Origin of the sequence: Caenimonas koreensis DSM 17982, assembly GCF_009646335.1 — a bacterium.
GTDB classification, from domain to species: domain Bacteria; phylum Pseudomonadota; class Gammaproteobacteria; order Burkholderiales; family Burkholderiaceae_C; genus Ramlibacter; species Ramlibacter koreensis.
Genome location: NZ_WJBU01000009.1, coordinates 282,865 through 298,047, shown reverse-complemented (window position 1 = coordinate 298,047; position 15,183 = coordinate 282,865). Strand labels below are relative to the sequence as shown.

At 65.4% G+C, this 15,183-nt stretch carries 19 protein-coding genes; 3 read left to right on the top strand and 16 right to left on the bottom strand.

The genetic code is table 11. The features are described from left to right. The 7 genes from GHT07_RS11025 to GHT07_RS10995 all read right to left on the bottom strand — a co-directional run. Positions 1–781: DUF4158 domain-containing protein (locus GHT07_RS11025; RefSeq protein ID WP_153585114.1), on the bottom strand; the 781-nt coding region annotated here is incomplete at its 3' end. A 140-nt stretch (positions 782–921) separates the two neighbouring features. Further along, positions 922–1,383: a hypothetical protein gene (locus tag GHT07_RS11020; protein ID WP_153585113.1), complete on the bottom strand. Its 462-nt coding sequence runs from the start codon at positions 1,381–1,383 to the stop codon at positions 922–924. Between the two features lie 22 nt (positions 1,384–1,405). Beyond that, entirely contained in the window at positions 1,406–1,579 is a 174-nt protein-coding gene (locus GHT07_RS11015; protein ID WP_153585112.1) for a hypothetical protein, read from the bottom strand. Positions 1,580–1,650: 71 nt separating this feature from the next. Next, positions 1,651–2,829 (bottom strand): methyltransferase, encoded by a 1,179-nt coding sequence (locus GHT07_RS11010; RefSeq protein WP_323740889.1) that lies wholly within the window; start codon positions 2,827–2,829, stop codon positions 1,651–1,653. Continuing rightward, positions 2,826–3,719, bottom strand: a complete 894-nt coding sequence (locus GHT07_RS11005; RefSeq protein WP_153585111.1) for a DUF808 domain-containing protein — start codon at positions 3,717–3,719, stop codon at positions 2,826–2,828. Before GHT07_RS11005 ends, GHT07_RS11010 begins: the two co-directional genes overlap by 4 nt. Before the next feature lie 13 nt (positions 3,720–3,732). Next, a complete protein-coding gene (locus GHT07_RS11000; protein ID WP_153585110.1) occupies positions 3,733–4,248 on the bottom strand; it encodes a GNAT family N-acetyltransferase in 516 nt (171 codons plus the stop codon). 38 nt (positions 4,249–4,286) lie between these two features. Next, positions 4,287–4,457 (bottom strand): hypothetical protein, encoded by a 171-nt coding sequence (locus GHT07_RS10995; RefSeq protein ID WP_153585109.1) that lies wholly within the window; start codon positions 4,455–4,457, stop codon positions 4,287–4,289. A 93-nt stretch (positions 4,458–4,550) separates the two neighbouring features. Between GHT07_RS10995 and GHT07_RS10990 the strand changes: the two genes are divergently transcribed. Next, a complete protein-coding gene (locus GHT07_RS10990) occupies positions 4,551–5,249 on the top strand; it encodes a c-type cytochrome (RefSeq protein WP_153585108.1) in 699 nt (232 codons plus the stop codon). Next, entirely contained in the window at positions 5,246–6,517 is a 1,272-nt protein-coding gene (locus GHT07_RS10985; RefSeq protein ID WP_153585107.1) for a c-type cytochrome, read from the top strand. The genes GHT07_RS10990 and GHT07_RS10985 overlap by 4 nt, the downstream gene beginning before the upstream one ends. Before the next feature lie 44 nt (positions 6,518–6,561). Here GHT07_RS10985 and atpE read toward each other — a convergent pair whose 3' ends face one another. The 8 genes from atpE to GHT07_RS10945 form a co-directional block, all read right to left on the bottom strand. Next, positions 6,562–6,804 (bottom strand): F0F1 ATP synthase subunit C, encoded by a 243-nt coding sequence (gene atpE, locus GHT07_RS10980; RefSeq protein WP_153585106.1) that lies wholly within the window; start codon positions 6,802–6,804, stop codon positions 6,562–6,564. Between the two features lie 58 nt (positions 6,805–6,862). Then, on the bottom strand, positions 6,863–7,348 hold the full coding sequence (gene folK / locus GHT07_RS10975; RefSeq protein ID WP_153585105.1) for a 2-amino-4-hydroxy-6-hydroxymethyldihydropteridine diphosphokinase: 486 nt from the start codon (positions 7,346–7,348) through the stop codon (positions 6,863–6,865). A 14-nt stretch (positions 7,349–7,362) separates the two neighbouring features. Beyond that, entirely contained in the window at positions 7,363–8,982 is a 1,620-nt protein-coding gene (gene pcnB / locus GHT07_RS10970; RefSeq protein ID WP_153585104.1) for a polynucleotide adenylyltransferase PcnB, read from the bottom strand. After that, positions 8,979–9,665 carry an HAD family hydrolase gene (locus GHT07_RS10965; protein ID WP_153585103.1) on the bottom strand — a complete coding sequence of 229 codons (687 nt, stop codon included), beginning with the start codon at positions 9,663–9,665 and terminating at the stop codon, positions 8,979–8,981. The genes pcnB and GHT07_RS10965 overlap by 4 nt, the downstream gene beginning before the upstream one ends. Positions 9,666–9,675: 10 nt before the next feature. After that, a complete protein-coding gene (locus GHT07_RS10960; protein WP_153585102.1) occupies positions 9,676–10,227 on the bottom strand; it encodes a tetratricopeptide repeat protein in 552 nt (183 codons plus the stop codon). Positions 10,228–10,342: 115 nt separating this feature from the next. Further along, positions 10,343–11,017 (bottom strand): DnaA regulatory inactivator Hda, encoded by a 675-nt coding sequence (gene hda / locus GHT07_RS10955; RefSeq protein WP_153585101.1) that lies wholly within the window; start codon positions 11,015–11,017, stop codon positions 10,343–10,345. After that, positions 11,014–12,087, bottom strand: a complete 1,074-nt coding sequence (locus tag GHT07_RS10950; protein ID WP_153585100.1) for an AI-2E family transporter — start codon at positions 12,085–12,087, stop codon at positions 11,014–11,016. Before GHT07_RS10950 ends, hda begins: the two co-directional genes overlap by 4 nt. Before the next feature lie 24 nt (positions 12,088–12,111). Continuing rightward, positions 12,112–13,236 (bottom strand): AIR synthase-related protein, encoded by a 1,125-nt coding sequence (locus GHT07_RS10945; protein ID WP_153585099.1) that lies wholly within the window; start codon positions 13,234–13,236, stop codon positions 12,112–12,114. A 146-nt stretch (positions 13,237–13,382) separates the two neighbouring features. On the opposite strand from GHT07_RS10945, the gene GHT07_RS10940 reads away from it, so the two are divergent. Continuing rightward, positions 13,383–14,240, top strand: a complete 858-nt coding sequence (locus GHT07_RS10940) for a ParA family protein (protein ID WP_153585098.1) — start codon at positions 13,383–13,385, stop codon at positions 14,238–14,240. Between the two features lie 32 nt (positions 14,241–14,272). On the opposite strand, the gene GHT07_RS10935 is transcribed toward GHT07_RS10940, so the two are convergent. Continuing rightward, a complete protein-coding gene (locus GHT07_RS10935; protein ID WP_153585097.1) occupies positions 14,273–15,124 on the bottom strand; it encodes a SirB1 family protein in 852 nt (283 codons plus the stop codon). Positions 15,125–15,183 lie beyond the last annotated feature (59 nt).

Here is a 15,183-nt window from a genome sequence, read left to right as displayed (position 1 = left end):
GGGTGGCCATCCGCCGCGCGTAGCGGCGCACCAGCACGTCGTTGAGCTCACCCAAGTGTTGATCGATGCCCATATCCGTCAGGAACGCGATGCGCTCGAGCACCTCGGTGATCTGGCGCGTCGAGTGTTTGGCCGGTGCGCTCCACAGCCAGCTCTGGCAGTGCTGGCCATCCGGGCGCGCACTGTCCAGCGCCGACGCCCAGCGTTTGAGCAGGCCGGCAGGCACTGCGGCTCGGATCGCCTGGGCCGTGGCGGCCTCGAGTTCGGTCAGTGCAACCGCCACCAGGCTGCGGATGACGCGATCGTGCACGATGAGTAGCCGGTGTTCGTACAACCAATGCCGTGCATGCAGCAGCAGCCGCTCGCGATCAGCGCTGTGGGTCACTTCATCGCGCAGGACTCGCACCAACGCTCGGCGCTGGTGCTCGGTCATCCAGGCAAAGCCCAGCGCCTCGCAGGCCTGCTGCTGGTGATCGAACAGGGTTCGGCCACGAGCGTACAGCGCGCGCAGCGACGCCAGGTCCGGTGTGGTGATGCCCAGCATCTGGCCCAGGTGACGCAGCAACACTGGCGGGACTGCACGCACACTGTTCAACGGTCGGCCACTCATGCGCACGAAACCGATGTGCAGTGCCAGGCCCAGCTTGTGGTTGTCGCCTCGCCGCCTTGAGATCAGTTCCAGCTCGGCTTGACCGAAGCTGAAGAAGGACTGGAGTTCAAAGTCAGTGATCTCACGTGGCAGATCGCGCAGGCCAAGGTATGGGGTCTGCCAGCCTTGCATTTCGGTTGCTCCTCGTCTCCCGGGAAGCAGCCAAAGATACGCCGCGCCAGACCGAACAGCAATCCTTGTGAAATCAACAACTTACCGGCCGAGGGCCGCGCCGTTGCTGGCGATGCGAACCGTCACTTTTGACACTGAAATCAAATGGACCCCGGGAAGGAGTCGTCGCCAATGGCTTTGCCCATCAGCGCCATGGTGGTCTGCTTGAGTTTGCCGTTCGCATCGAACACATAGACCTGCGCGCCCTTCTTGTCGACGATGACGAATGCGCGCTTCTGGTTGTCACCCGATTGCAGGATCCAGTCGGCCATGTTGCGCGCATCGCGCGAGGGCTCGTGATCGCCAAAATTGGCGACTCGAAACGTCAAAGGCGGCTGGGCTGCCGACGGCCCCGCCGCAGGTGGTGCAGGCTGTACAGGAGCAACCGGAGCGATTGCGACGACAGCAGGTGTCGCAGGCGCGGCGCTTTGCTGGCGCCAGCGCATCACGGGAATGGCGATGGCCAGAATCAGCACGCCGCCCAGGGCACCCTTCCACAGCGAGCCTGCAAAGTCGGATGCTGCCGAGGGCTGCGACCCGCGCTGCTTGTCGTTGGTTGTCATGGCGCTGCCTTGTGATGCTGCATCAGTCGAGCGTCATGCCGTCGCCTGCTTGCGCCCAGCGCTCGATCTGCAGCGCCGGATCAGCGCACTCGCAGCCAATCGCGTAGTCGTCGTCGAAGCCGGTGTTGAGCACAGGCACGAAAGCCGGCATCGGTGCAGCAGCGCCGGATGCGGTGGTCGGTTGCGATGCATTCATGAGGCCGGATCATCTGCCGCCCGTGTAGCGCTGCCATTCAGTCAACAGCGCGACGCAGAGTAGGAGCCTGCCTACGACTTGCCGGGTGTGGGGCCATCGGCCGCCGCGGCAAGGCGCCAGAGCGTCGTGATTTCGCGAGCGCGTGCGCTGTGCAAAGGGTCGCTCGCATCAGCCGCCTTCGGATGCCTGGGCCTGGCGTCAAGGCGCCCCACCACGCGCAGACCCGCGGCAGCGATCCAGCCAGCAAGCTCGCCTGGCTGGCGCAAGCCCAGATGCTCGGCAAGGTCAGACAGGATCAGCCAGCCTTCGCCGCCGGGCGCCAGATGGTCTTTCAGGCCCGCGAGAAAGCCGCGCAGCATGCGGCTGCCCTCGTCGTACACCGCGTGCTCCAGCCGCGAGCTCGGTCGCGCGGGCAACCACGGCGGGTTGCAGACCACCAGGTCGGCCCGCGCAGGCGCAAACAGGTCGGCCTTCACGACGTCGACGCCACGCGCGACACCCAGCATCTGCATATTGGCTTGCGCGCAGGCCAGCGCGCGATCGTCGATGTCGGTGGCCACCACTCGCTGCACACCGCGCCGCGCGAGGATCGCCGCGATCACGCCGGTGCCGGTGCCGATGTCGAGCGCCAGCGTTGTGCCCGGCAGCGGTGCCTTGGCAACCAGGTCCAGGTATTCGCCGCGCACCGGCGAAAACACGCCATAGTGCGGATGGATGCGGTTACCCGGAGCCGGCCCCAGTGCGTCGATTTCGACGCCCTTCTTGCGCCACTCGTGCGCCCCCACCACACCAAGCAGCTCGCGCAGCGCCACCAGGCTGGGCTGGCCATCGGCGGGGCCCCATGCTTCGGTGCAGGCCTGGCGAATATCGGGCGCGCGCCGCAGTCCAATCGTGTAGTCGCCCGCCACGGGAATGAGTACGCTGCCCAGGATGCGGGCGCGGTGGCCCTGTGCCTGCCGATGCTGGTTGAACGCATCGAACAAAGTCGCTGGCGCGGTTTGGCGCGCCTGTTTGTCCGATGCTTGGCCCGGTGCCTTCGCGCGAGGCTTGCGATCGACGCGCCGCGCCAGCGCCTGGAGCAACTGCCGCGCGTTCTGGAAATCGCCGCGCCACAACAAGGCGCTGCCTTCGCTGGCGAGCCGGTAGGCCGCGTCAGCCGTGAGGGTGTCGTCGGCTTCCTGCACGCGTCGCGGCGCGGGCAGGCCCGCTTCGCTGCGCCAGCCAGGCGCATGCGGCGTGTCGCCGCTCACGCCACGGCCTTGCGTCCCATTGCTCGCTTGCCAAGCGTGACCGCCGCGAGCACCAGCGCACCCACGGCAAGGCCCACACCGGCGTTGACCAACATCTCCAGCGCCAGGCCACGGCCTTCGATCATGTGATGCAGCGCTGGAATGCCGTGAACAATGATGCCGCCGCCGACGAGGAACATCGCTGCCGTGCCTGCAATCGTCAGCGCCTTCATCAGCCAGGGCGCCGACCGCAGGATGGCGCGGCCGGTGGCGCGTGCCAGCGCAGTGCGTGCGCGGCTGAGGTACAGGCCCAGGTCGTCGAGCTTCACGATGCAGCCCACGGCGCCATACACGCCGATGGTCATTGCGATCGCCATGCCGACGAGCACCGCCACACGCACGGTGAACTCACTGTCTGCCACCGTGCCCAGCGTGATCGCGATGATCTCTGCCGACAACACGAAATCCGTGCGCACGGCGCCTTTGATCTTGTCTTTTTCGAGCTGCACCAGATCCACGGCTGAATTGGCCAATGCACGCGTCAGCTCCTGTGCATGAGCCTCGTCTTCGGCGCGGCTGTGCAACAGGCGATGGGCAATCTTCTCGAAGCCTTCAAGACACAGGTACGCACCACCCACCATCAGCAGCGGCGTTACCGCCCAGGGCGCGACGGCACTGATGAGGAGCGCAGCCGGCACGAGGATCGCCTTGTTGACGAACGAGCCCTTGGCCACGGCCCAGACGACAGGCAACTCACGATTGGACTGCACGCCCGAGACCTGCTGCGCGTTCAGCGCGAGGTCGTCGCCCAAAACGCCCACGGTCTTGCCCGCTGCGACCTTGGTCAGCGCCGCGACATCATCAAGGATCGTGGTGATGTCATCGAGCAGGGCCAGCAGACTCAGCGCCATGGGATAAGTCCGTTCAGTTGAGCGTGCGTCGCACGCGGATTTCTTCGAGCTTCACGCTGCCATGCACAGCGGTGCGTGCCGAAGCGAGTTCGCGCTTGAAACCGGCCAGCTCGGCAAAGCGCATCGCGCGATCGTTCAGCAGCGCAATCCATGCCGTGACGTCGGTGCAGCCTTCTTCGAGCAGGCCTTCGCGAGCAGCATCCCACAGCGCCAGGCCGACACCCTTGTCGAAGTGCCTGGGCAGCACGAACAGCGCCCAGATCTCGCCCGTGGTCGCCTTGGACTTCGGGTCACGCGAACGGTCGTAGCCGACAAAGCCGACGATGCCGCTTTCATCGGTGGCGACCTGAACGAACGGCTCGCCGTACTCGATCGCATCGCGCCAGAACGCGACGCGCTTGGCCATGGGCAAGTCTTGCGGGGAAGGCGGGACGGCGCCAGCGTAGGCGGCCTGCAGGGAAGTGGCGTGGACGGCGGCGACGTGCTCGGCGTCGCGATCGGTCGCGGGGCGGACCTGGTAGCGGGTCATGGGGAAAGTGGTGATGAAAACGCCCTGATTATCTTCGCTCACGAATTGCCCGCGGTGAACGGGCTCTTGGGCATGTACTTGTGATGCCCATCGGGAAGCGGCTGCGCGCCCGGGTCTGGCTCATGCTCGACAGCGTTGGTCCCTGCGTCGTCGCCCGACTCGTGAACGGGCTTGTGCTCGGGCTGTGGGGGAGTGGTTTTGGGCGTCATCAAAGCTCCTGTTGAGCCGTTACCTTACGTGCGCCGCGTGCGCAGGTCTGTAGGCCGCGGGCTCACCGGCTCGTGCGGTGGCATCATCGAAGCATGCGTCGCTTCATTGCATTGATGTCGCTCGCGGCGTGCGTGGGCACGGCCGTGCGCGCTGCCCCTGCCTCCCCGGCAGCCCCGTTCGAAGACACGATGGCCCAGCGCACGCTGGCCTGCACCGCCTGCCACGGCAAGGAAGGACGCGCGGCGCCCGATGGCTACTACCCACGCATTGCCGGCAAACCGGGCGGCTATCTCTACAACCAGCTGCTCAACTTTCGTGACGGCCGCAGGCACTACGGGCTGATGACGCGCCTGCTCGACCCGCTCTCTGACGCCTACCTGATGGAGATCGCCCAGCACTTTGCCTCGCTCGATGTGCCCTACCCTGCACCACAGCCCGCGGCCGTGCCCGCCGCCGTCCTCGAGCGCGGCCGCAAGCTCGCGCAAGACGGTGACGCTGGCTCCGGCGTGCCTGGCTGCGTGCAATGCCACGGCGCGCGCCTGACGGGCGTGATGCCAGGCACGCCGGGCCTGCTCGGCCTGCCCCGCGACTACCTCAACTCGCAGCTCGGCGCGTGGCGCACCGGCCAGCGGCGCGCGCAGGCACCCGACTGCATGGCACAGATCGCGAAGAAACTCACTGCCGAAGACTTGACGGCAGTGGCCGCATGGCTGTCTTCACAGCCGCTGCCTGCAGACACCAAACCCGCTGCTGCGGTAGCGCAGCCACCGTCGATCGCGTGCGGGCCATGAAGAAAACCATCGTCATCCTCATCGTCGCGTTGCTCGCGGCCATCGCCCTCGTGCTCGCGCTGAACTTGCGCGGGGAAGACGCCATTGGCGAAGCCGCAGGCGCGCAGGCAGCATCCGCCGAGACCGTCGCGCTCGGCGGCTATCTCATTCGCGCCGGCAACTGCATGACGTGCCACACCGAGCGCGGCGGCTTGCCTTTCGCTGGCGGGCGGGCGATCGAGACGCCGTTCGGCACCGTGTTTGCGAGCAACCTCACACCGCATCCAACGGCAGGCATCGGCAGCTGGAATGCCGACCACTTCTGGCGCGCGCTGCACAACGGCCGCTCGAAGGATGGCAGGCTCCTGTACCCGGCCTTTCCCTATCCGAACTACACCGTCGTTTCGCGGACAGACTCCGACGCGATGTTTGCGTACCTGCGCACCGTCGCACCTGTCGCCAGGGCCAGCGAGCCCCATCGCCTGCGCTGGCCGTACAGCACGCAAGTGGCGCTGGCCGTGTGGCGCGCGATGTTCTTCTCGCCCGGCACGCACGAGCCGGACTCCTCGAAATCGGCCCAGTTCAATCGCGGCGCCTATCTTGTGCGGGGGCTCGGGCACTGCAGCGCGTGCCACACCCAGCGCAATGCCTTCGGCGCCAACAGCGACATGATGGATCTGTCGGGCGGCCTGATACCGATGCAGAACTGGTATGCGCCGTCGCTCACCTCACCTGCCGAGGCTGGCGTTGCCGACTGGGACACGGCGCATATTGCAAAGCTGCTGAAGACCGGCGTGGCGCCAAGAGGCACCGTCCTCGGGCCGATGGCCGAAGTGGTGTTGCAAAGCACGCAATACCTCTCGGCCAGCGATCTCGATGCCATGGCCGTGTATCTCAAGGCGTTGCCGCAACACGCGTTGCAGCCGGGCGCACAGCGGGCCATGTCAGGCGACATGGCCCGTCGCGGTGCCAGGCTGTATGAGCAGCACTGTGTGCAGTGCCACGGCGCGCAAGGCCAGGGCGTGGCAAACGCCTACCCGGCACTCGCCGGCAATCGCGCGGTGAATCTGGCGACCACGGCCAACCTGGTCCAGGTCGTCCTGCATGGCGGATTTGCGCCGGCCACACAGGGCAACCCGCGCCCCTTCGGCATGCCGCCTTTTGCGACAAGCCTCACCGACGCCGACATCGCCGCCGTGATCAGCCACATCCGCAGTTCGTGGGGCAACAACGCAGGTGCCGTGGGCGAATTCGACGTCACACAGCAGCGCAGCAATACGCTGCAGTAGCTGCGTGCCAGCTCGTGCGCCGCAGCCACGACACCCAGGCTGCTTCAGCGCGCGAAGGGATTCGCGAAGACGAACATCATGGCCACGCCAACGCCAATGAGGAAGTTGGCGTCGATCAAGCCGGCCAGCAGGAACATCTTGGTCTGCAACGGCTCCATCATTTCCGGCTGCCTCACGGCGCCGTCGATAAAGCGGCCGCCCATTGAACCGATGCCCATGCAGGCGCCGATGGCGCCCAGGCCGATGATGAGTCCGCATGCAATAGCGACCAGTCCGGTGTCTGTCATTTTGAATCTCCTTCGAGTTGATGAACCTTTGCGTTAGGTCCATCGTCTCGCGCAGGCGTCATGCAGGCAATGACGTGGGAGGTAAGCGCGCAATCGGCTGGCCCGCGACGCGCTGCAGCTGCTGCGGCGACACCAGGTGCGGCGCCAGCTCCGCCAGGGGCACGAGCACGAAAGCGCGGTCGTTCATGCGCGGGTGCGGCAGTTGCAGCCGTTCGCTCCACATCGTGGCATCGCCAAAGCGCAGCAAGTCCAGATCGAGCGTGCGTGGCGCGTTGCGATAAGGCCGCTGGCGGCCAGCCTCGGCCTCGATATGTTGCAGTTGCACGAGCAGTTCAGGCGCGCTCAATTGCGTGCGCACTTCCACCACAGCGTTGATGTAGTCAGGCCCGCTCGATTCGACAGGCGCGGTGCGATAGAGCGATGACCGCTTCACGACGCGCGTCGACGCAATGGCGTCGATGGCGTTCATGGCGTCACGCACGGCTTGCGCTGCGTCACCGAGGTTGGCGCCCAACGCCACGTACGCGATGACCTCTGCGCGCATCGCCCAGCTTGTGGTCAGTCGCGTGACGCGGCTGGCGAAGATTCACCGCCCGAACCACCACCGGATTCACCACCTGCACCGCCGCCCGGCTTGCGCCTGCGGCGCCGGCGCTTCTTCGGTGCGTCACCTGTGCTGGTATCGCCAGCGGGTGCGTCGCCCTCGTGGGCTGGTGCAGCTCGCGAGGGCGCTTCATCGCGCGGCTGATCGCGACTCGCGTCACGCTGCGCCGGCTTGGGCGCTGAGCGAACGCGGCGAACGCCCTTGTGCTGCTCGTCGCGCATCTGCGCTACGAGGTCTTCACGCACGGCATCGCTCGCCTGGCTGAATTCCTGCCACCAGTCGGCCAGCAGCACATCCACCTCGCCCACGTCGGCGCGCAGCCGCATGAAGTCGAACGCCGCGCGAAACCGCGGCTGCTCGACCAGGCTGAACGGGGTGCTGCCCGTGCGCTTGTCAAAGCGCGGCTGCATCATCCATATCTCGCGCATGTCGGCTGCGAGTTTGCCGCGGCCGGACACATCGCCGATGCGTGCGTTGAACACGTCGTCAATAGCGTCTTGCAGCGCAGGGAAAGGATGCTGTTTATCGGCCAGGCGCGCAGCCCAGCCATCGCGCACATCGGCCCACAACACGCATGCGAGCAGGAAGCTCGGCGCGACGGGTTTGCTTTCGCCAACGCGCCTGTCTGTGTCCTGCAGCGCAGCTTTGACGAATGGCTGGTCTGCGCGCTCGACCACGACATCGAGCAACGGATAGATGCCGCGCGACATGCCCAGTGCCTTGAGTTGCTCAATCGTGGCGAGCGCGTGGCCCGTTTGCAGCAGCTTGAGCATTTCGTCGAACAGGCGGCTTTGCGGCACGTCGGCCAGCAGCGCCTGCGACTGCACCAGGGGCGCTGCGGTCTTGGCCTCGATCTTGAAGCCCAGCGGGCTGAGCTTGGCCGCGAAACGAACGGCGCGAATGATGCGCACCGGGTCTTCGCGGTAACGCGTGAGCGGATCGCCGATCATGCGGATCACACGCTTTTTCGCGTCCTTGATGCCGATGTGATAGTCGACCACCGTCTGCGTTTCGGGGTCGTAGTACATCGCGTTGATCGTGAAGTCACGCCGCGTTGCATCTTCGTCCTGCGGGCCCCACACGTTGTCGCGCAGCACACGGCCGCTCGAATCGACGGCGTGCTTCATGCCTGCGAGTTCGCTCTTGCTTGTCTTCTCGTTGCCGGCCACTTGCTCGGCGGCAGCGTTGTCCATGTAAGCGCGGAAGGTCGAGACTTCGATCACTTCGTGCTCGCGACCACGGCCATACACCACGTGAACGATGCGAAAGCGCCGCCCAATGATGAAAGCGCGGCGGAACAGGCCCTTGACCTGCTCGGGCGTGGCATTGGTCGCAACGTCGAAGTCCTTGGGGCGCAAGCCGACGAGCAGGTCGCGCACGGCACCGCCGACAACGTAGGCTTCAAAGCCCGCTTCCTTAAGCGTGTGAACAACGTTGAGCGCGCGCTCGTCCACGAGCTTGGGGTCAATGCCGTGTTCCTGCGGGCCGACTTCCTGCCGCTTGCCGAAGTCCGGCCGGCCGCCCTTGCCCGAAGCAGATTTGCCGAGCAGCTTGTCGATGAATTTCTTGATCATGTTTTTTCGAAGAGGTCGAGTATGCGCCAGCCGCGTTCGGTGGCGAGGGCGCGCAGGCGCTCATCAGGATTGGTGGCGACGGGAGTGTTCACATGCTCCAGCAGCGCCAGGTCGTTGATCGAATCGGAATAAAACGTGGACTCGACCGCGCCCCAGTCCCAGCCACGCGCTTCCAGCCATTGGGCCACACGAGCGACCTTGCCCTCCCGCGCGGACGGAACACCACGGATTTCGCCGGTGATCCAGCCGCTCGCGTCGCGTTCGAGCTGCACGGCGATCAACTCATCCACACCCAGCGCCTTTGCGATGGGTGCGGTGACAAATTCATTGGTGGCCGTGACGATCACGACGATGTCGCCTGCCTGCTGATGGGCACGAACGAGCTGTGTCGCCTCAGCGCGGATCGCCGAGGCAATCACGTCGTGCATGAATCGCTCGTGCGCCTTCGCCGCTTCGTGCGGGCCGCGCAGGCGCACGGCCTGCGTGGCGAAACGCACGTAGTCGTGGATGTCGAGGGTGCCCGCCTTGTAGTGCTCGAAGAACTCGTCGTTGCGGCGCTTGAACGCAACGGGGTCGGTCCAGCCGATGTCCTGGGTGAACACGCCCCAGGAATAGTCGGAGTCGATGGGCAGCAGGGTGTGGTCGAGATCGAAAAAAGTAACGCTGGTCTTGCGAAGGCCCATGCCCCCGATTCTAGATTTGTGCGGCAGGGCCGCCCGGCTCGCCGTTTTCGCGGCTCATTTCGGCCAGCATGCGCGCCAGATCGGCGTCATTGGGCGCGCGCGAAATCGCCTGTCGCATGCAGTCCTGTGCACGCTTGACGTCGCCCAGGGCAAACAGCAGCTGTGCGAGGTTGCGCCATGCGGGCATGAAGCCAGGGCTCGCGCGAACGATCTCTTCGTAGTGCGCCTTGGCTGCCAGCGGCTGGCCCATCTCGAAAAGGAGCTTGGCCAGGCTATAGCGGGCTGCGTAGAGGCTTGGCTGGATGCGCAGTGCGAACTCGAAGCTCTCGACGGCATCCATCGACATGCCCATGGCCCGCTGCAAGTTCGCGTAGTTGAACCACAGCTCGGGCCGTGTGTCGTCCATGAGAAGGGCTTGTTGATAGCACGCCAGTGCTTCTTCGTACTGGCCACCACCGACGTAGTGCGCGGCCTGCCGCGCAATGGCGGCAAGCTCCTCCAGGCTGGGCTCTGCCTGGGGAATCTGCTGCAACACCGTCGAATGCCGGGACGTCAACGCCATGCTCTGCACCTTTGGACCGCAAGCTGCATAGTGTCGTGCAATCCGGGCCGCGCAATAGGGCTATCCCATCCTCAAATTGGAGGAGATCCTCCAGGGGCCCATGCGAACTTTTCGCTCACTCGTTCTCGAGCATCGACCTGATCAGCGGAATCGTGATCGCGCGCTTGGTCTGCAGCGCATAGCCGTCGAGCTCTTCGAGCAGCTGCATCAGGCTGCCCAGGTCGCGCGAGAAGCGCGTCAGCATGAAGTCCATCACCTCGTCGCTGAGGAAGACGCCGCGCGCGTCGGCGGCCTGCCGCAACACAGCGCGCCGCTCGGGCTCGCTGAGCACATGCAGCTCGAACACGTGGCCCCAGCCCAGCCGCGTGCGAAGGTCTTCACGCAGCTTCAGGTCAGCCGGCGGGAAGGCGCCTGCTGCGACCACGCCACGCTGCAACGTCTGCGCATTCACGAACCAGTTGAACGCTGCGTGCTGCTGCACGGCGGTGTAGAGATGCACGTCGTCCATCAACACCACGGCCCAGCGCTCGTCAAACTCGGCAGGCTCGTGCATCGACGGGTCGAGCCAGCCGGCGCTTGCGCCCTGCTGGCGCAGGGATTCGGCAACGGCCTGCAGCAAGTGCGTTTTGCCCGCGCCGCTGTCGCCCCACACGTAGGTGGGCACGGGCGAGCGCGTCGGGCTGCCGACCCACAGCTGCAGGTGCTTGAGCACCGCTTCGTTCGGCCCTGCAAGATATGAATCGAGCGTTGGCGCGCGTGCCATGCCGATATCGAGGGCGATCTGCTTCATTCGAGGCGGTAGAGTTTGCTGGCCATGTAGCTCGCGCGCAGGCGGCGCATGGCCACCAGCAACACAGCACTCGCAGGCAGCGCAATCAGCACGCCTACAAAGCCGAAAACCTGCCCGAATGCGAGCAGCGCGAAGATCACCGCCAGCGGATGCAGGCCGATGCGCTCGCCCACCAGCCGCGGCGTGAGATAGAAGCCCTCCACCACCTGCCCCGTGCCATACACGGCAGCGACCATCACGAATGCCTTCACCGACGCAAACTGCAGCAGCCCTGCGATCACGGCCAGAATGAGGCCAATGCCAAAGCCGACATACGGCACGAACATCGCCAGGCCGGTGAACACGCCGATCGGCAGGGCAAGATCAAGTCCGAACAGGGCGAGGCCGACGCTGTAGAACACTGCCATCGACAACATCACCAGCAACTGGCCGCGCAGGTATTGCCCCAGCACCTGGTCGGCTTCCGAGGTGAACGAGTCGAAGCCGGCGCGCGCTGCGGGGGGCACAAGCTCCAGCAGGCGCGCGATGAATCGCTTCCAGTCGAGAAGCAGGTAGAACAGCGCCACCGGCACGAGCACCACATTGCCGATCACCGTGAGCGCGACGCTGCCGCCGAGCTTGAGCGATGAGAGCGCCCTGGTGAACGCGTCTTCGTAATTCGCGTTCAGGTATTTGAAGAGCTGCTCCTTGAGCGTGCCCAGGTCGAGCGAGACCGTGATGCCCATCTGATGGAACCACGGCGAGATGGTGTTGTGCAGCGTGTCGAACACCGTCGGCAGCTGCTCGCGCATCATCGGAATTTCTTTGGACAGGATGGGCACCACCAGCAGCACCAGGCAAATCAGTGTCAGGATGAACAACAGCTCGACGATCACGACGGCCAGCAGCCGGGGCACCTTGCCGTTGAACAGGTTGTCCAGGCGATCGACCAGCGGCGTCAGCGCATAAGCCAGCACGGCCGCCACGACAAAGGGGGTGAGCACCGGCCCGAGTTGCCGCAGCGCGAGCACCGCCAGGACGGCGATCAGCACCCACGCGGCGGCGCGTTTCTGTGTCGGCGTGAATTGCATGCGGTGGGCGCGCCAGGCGGTGTGTCAGCGCAGGTTGAGCGCGTCGTCGCCGAACGTGACACCGAGCGGCTCGATCACAAGCTGCTTGGCGCCCGCCTCCACCACTCCCGCGATGATCGCGTCGATGCCTTGCGCCTTTGCCACATCCACCGTGCGTTGCGCGTCTTTCGCGTCAACAAAGATGGCAAAGCCTGCGCCCATGTTGAGCGTGCTGTAAGCCTCGCGGTCGTCGTGGTGCGCCTGCGCCTGGATGAACTGCAGCACCGGCGGCACCTTCGGCACCGTGTGGATGCGATAGCCGAGGGACGACGGATGGCGCAGCAGCTTGCGCCAGCCATGGCCCGTGATGTTGGCGCAGTAGTGCGGCATGACGCCCGCCTTGAACAGGCCTTCAGTGACGGGTGAATAGAGTGTTGTGGGTGCGAGCAGTGCCTCGCCGTAGGTGGTGCCGTCAGACATCGGCGTGAGGTAGCCCTGCGGCAGCCGCTCGGCCAGCTTGCGCGCCAGGCTCAGGCCGTTGGCATGAATGCCACTGGAGGCGAGCAGCACGATGGCGTCGCCGGGGGCGAGCTTGTCGCCGACCGACAACCGCTCCTTCGGGTTGATCAGGCCCGTGCACGATGCCGCCAGGTCAATGCGCCCGCCTTCGACGATGCCCGCCAGCGCCGGCGTTTCGCCGCCACCCCATGCAACGCCGCATACATCGCAGGCGCGCTTCCAGCCGGCGACGAGGGCCTGCGAGCGCTGCGCATCACCAAACCAGTCGGAGCCGCCCGCTGCCCAGTACGCCTGCACGACAAGGGGCGTGGCGCCCACCGTGATCAGGTCGTTGATCGCCATTGCGATCGTGTCCTGCGCAATCGTGTCGTAGTAGCTCTTGCCGGTGAGCTTGTGCATGTCGTCGGCGACCAGTGTCTTGGAGCCAAGGCATTCGACGATAGAGGCGAGATAAAACGGGCCCACATCCACCACATAGGCCGACTCGCCGCGCGACGCCTTGACCTCGGAAAAGCCGTGTGCAGCCAGGTGGACGGCGGTGGCAGCGGCCGCGCGCTGGGCGGCGACTTTCAGCGGATCGATCAGGTCGTAGTTGACGCCGGCTTGCTCGTAGGTGAGTGGCGCGGGCGGGTTCTGAGGCGTCGAATTCATGCCCAAATTATCGCTGCACGCCGCGTCAGTGTTGCTTCGCTACAAAACCTCTAGCATCCGGGCCGCATCCAGCTTGCCAAGCTGGACGTCTGTAACAGATTGGCGCAAACTTCATCTCCCCCGAGGAGCGCGAGAAGAGGTTTTTCATGCCAGTTATCGCAGTCGTCAACCGCAAAGGCGGAAGCGGCAAAAGCACCTTTGCAGCCCACGTGGCCGCCTGGTGCGCACTGCAAGGTCACTCCGTCATGCTCGGCGACGTCGATCGCCAGCAGTCCAGCCGCACCTGGCTGCGCCGGCGCGACGCGCGCCTGCCGCAGATCGCCCCTTGGGCCATGGACCAGAAGAACATGCTGCGCGTGCCCACGGGCATCACGCATGTCGTGCTCGACACACCCGGCGGCATCCACGGCTTCGAACTCGCGCGCATCGTGATGTTTGCCGACGCGATCATCATGCCCGTGTGCGCTTCCGTCTTTGACCGCGAGTCGGCCGCTGCCTGCCATGCCGAGCTGCAGGCGTTGCCCCGCGTTGCGAGCGGGCGCTGCAAATTGGCGGTGGTGGGTATGCGGATCGATGGCCGGACGAACGCTGGTGAAACGCTGCGGTTGTGGGCGCAGGGCCTCGACGTGCCGTTCATCGGCTCCCTGCGCGAGACGCAGTTGTATGTGCGCAGCCTGGAGCGCGGTCTCACGATCTTTGATCTTCCGCCGAGCCAGGCCGCGACCGACCTGGCGCAGTGGGAGGGCATCCTCGACTGGATGCGTCCGGTGCTGATGCCGCCACAGGCCGCCAACGATGCGCCCGGCGACGGCTACAAGTCGAATGTGCGAATCGGCCCTTCCCGCCCTGAAAGCCTGATGCCTGCGCAGGAGTCGATGCTGCCGGGCTCGCGCCTGAACGTGATCGCAACGCGCACCCCTGCACCCGCATACCGCGCGCCGACCCGAACGCTGAGTCACGCCACTGAAAAGGGCAAGGACATCCCGCAGTTTCTCAAGCGCTGAGCAACCTGCAGCCCCTGAAGCGGGCGCTCTGCTTAGTTGCTGATCTTGCGAAGCTGCGCGACCCGCTCGGCAATCATGTCGATATCGAGTGCGTCCTGGGCGTGGACCAGGTAGGTCTCCAGGTCATAAACCGCCATGGACGAATGCCCCTGCTCGGCGTGCGCGAGGCCACGGTCACGGTACTCGCCCCAGGCGTCGGGCAACAGAATCACCAGACGATCCTGCACGGCGATCAGACGCATCCAGTCTTCCTGCGCCCGATGGATTTCCTTCAGGTTGCGCAGCATGCGCGCAATGATGTCGCGCGCCGGTGCTGCCTGCAGGTACAGCGCAAGCGGCACCTCGTATTCGTCGACCAGGCCGCTGCGCCGCGTGTAGGGCTCAAGCCGCTCGGCCAGCTCCTCGCGTGACAGCGACTGGCCCGTGAACGGATCAATGACCACCTGCCCTTTCGGCAAGTTCACCTTCACCATGAAATGCCCGGGAAAGCACACGCCACGCGCGGGCAGGCCCAGCCCCTGCGCCAGTTCCATCCACAAGACTGCCAGCGAAATCTGGATGCCGCGCCGCGTGCGCAGCACCACGTTCAGGTAGCTGTTGTCGGGGTCGCAGTAGTCATTGATGTTGCCGCCAAAGCTCAGGTCGCGAAAGAAGTACTGGTTGAGCAGGCGCAGGCGGTGCAGCGGCGCGGCGTCGGCAGGAATGCGGCGCTTGAGCCGGGCCAGCAACTGGTCAACGTCGCCAAGCACCTGCTGGACATCGAGATCGGGGTATTCGTCCTGCGCGATGCAAGCCGCCGCTTCGAGCAGCGGAATGTCCTCATCGTTTTGCACGAGCGCACTGAAATATTCCAGTGGCGTCGGCGGCGTGAGGTTCAACTGCATGCAGGCTTTGTAATGTGCCGCTTCACGCGCGTCAAGGCACGGCAAACGCGCTTGCGCAA

Coding starts and splice junctions, on each gene's coding strand:
- GHT07_RS10995 (WP_153585109.1), bottom strand. CDS start 4,457: ATGACGCCCAAAACCACTCCCCCACAGCCCGAGCACAAGCCCGTTCAC.
- GHT07_RS10950 (WP_153585100.1), bottom strand. CDS start 12,087: ATGCAATTCACGCCGACACAGAAACGCGCCGCCGCGTGGGTGCTGATC.
- hda (WP_153585101.1), bottom strand. CDS start 11,017: ATGAAGCAGATCGCCCTCGATATCGGCATGGCACGCGCGCCAACGCTC.
- GHT07_RS11020 (WP_153585113.1), bottom strand. CDS start 1,383: ATGACAACCAACGACAAGCAGCGCGGGTCGCAGCCCTCGGCAGCATCC.
- GHT07_RS10990 (WP_153585108.1), top strand. CDS start 4,551: ATGCGTCGCTTCATTGCATTGATGTCGCTCGCGGCGTGCGTGGGCACG.
- GHT07_RS11000 (WP_153585110.1), bottom strand. CDS start 4,248: ATGACCCGCTACCAGGTCCGCCCCGCGACCGATCGCGACGCCGAGCAC.
- GHT07_RS10960 (WP_153585102.1), bottom strand. CDS start 10,227: ATGGCGTTGACGTCCCGGCATTCGACGGTGTTGCAGCAGATTCCCCAG.
- pcnB (WP_153585104.1), bottom strand. CDS start 8,982: ATGATCAAGAAATTCATCGACAAGCTGCTCGGCAAATCTGCTTCGGGC.
- folK (WP_153585105.1), bottom strand. CDS start 7,348: ATGCGCGCAGAGGTCATCGCGTACGTGGCGTTGGGCGCCAACCTCGGT.
- GHT07_RS10985 (WP_153585107.1), top strand. CDS start 5,246: ATGAAGAAAACCATCGTCATCCTCATCGTCGCGTTGCTCGCGGCCATC.
- GHT07_RS10935 (WP_153585097.1), bottom strand. CDS start 15,124: ATGCAGTTGAACCTCACGCCGCCGACGCCACTGGAATATTTCAGTGCG.
- GHT07_RS10940 (WP_153585098.1), top strand. CDS start 13,383: ATGCCAGTTATCGCAGTCGTCAACCGCAAAGGCGGAAGCGGCAAAAGC.
- GHT07_RS11015 (WP_153585112.1), bottom strand. CDS start 1,579: ATGAATGCATCGCAACCGACCACCGCATCCGGCGCTGCTGCACCGATG.
- GHT07_RS10945 (WP_153585099.1), bottom strand. CDS start 13,236: ATGAATTCGACGCCTCAGAACCCGCCCGCGCCACTCACCTACGAGCAA.
- atpE (WP_153585106.1), bottom strand. CDS start 6,804: ATGACAGACACCGGACTGGTCGCTATTGCATGCGGACTCATCATCGGC.
- GHT07_RS11005 (WP_153585111.1), bottom strand. CDS start 3,719: ATGGCGCTGAGTCTGCTGGCCCTGCTCGATGACATCACCACGATCCTT.
- GHT07_RS10965 (WP_153585103.1), bottom strand. CDS start 9,665: ATGGGCCTTCGCAAGACCAGCGTTACTTTTTTCGATCTCGACCACACC.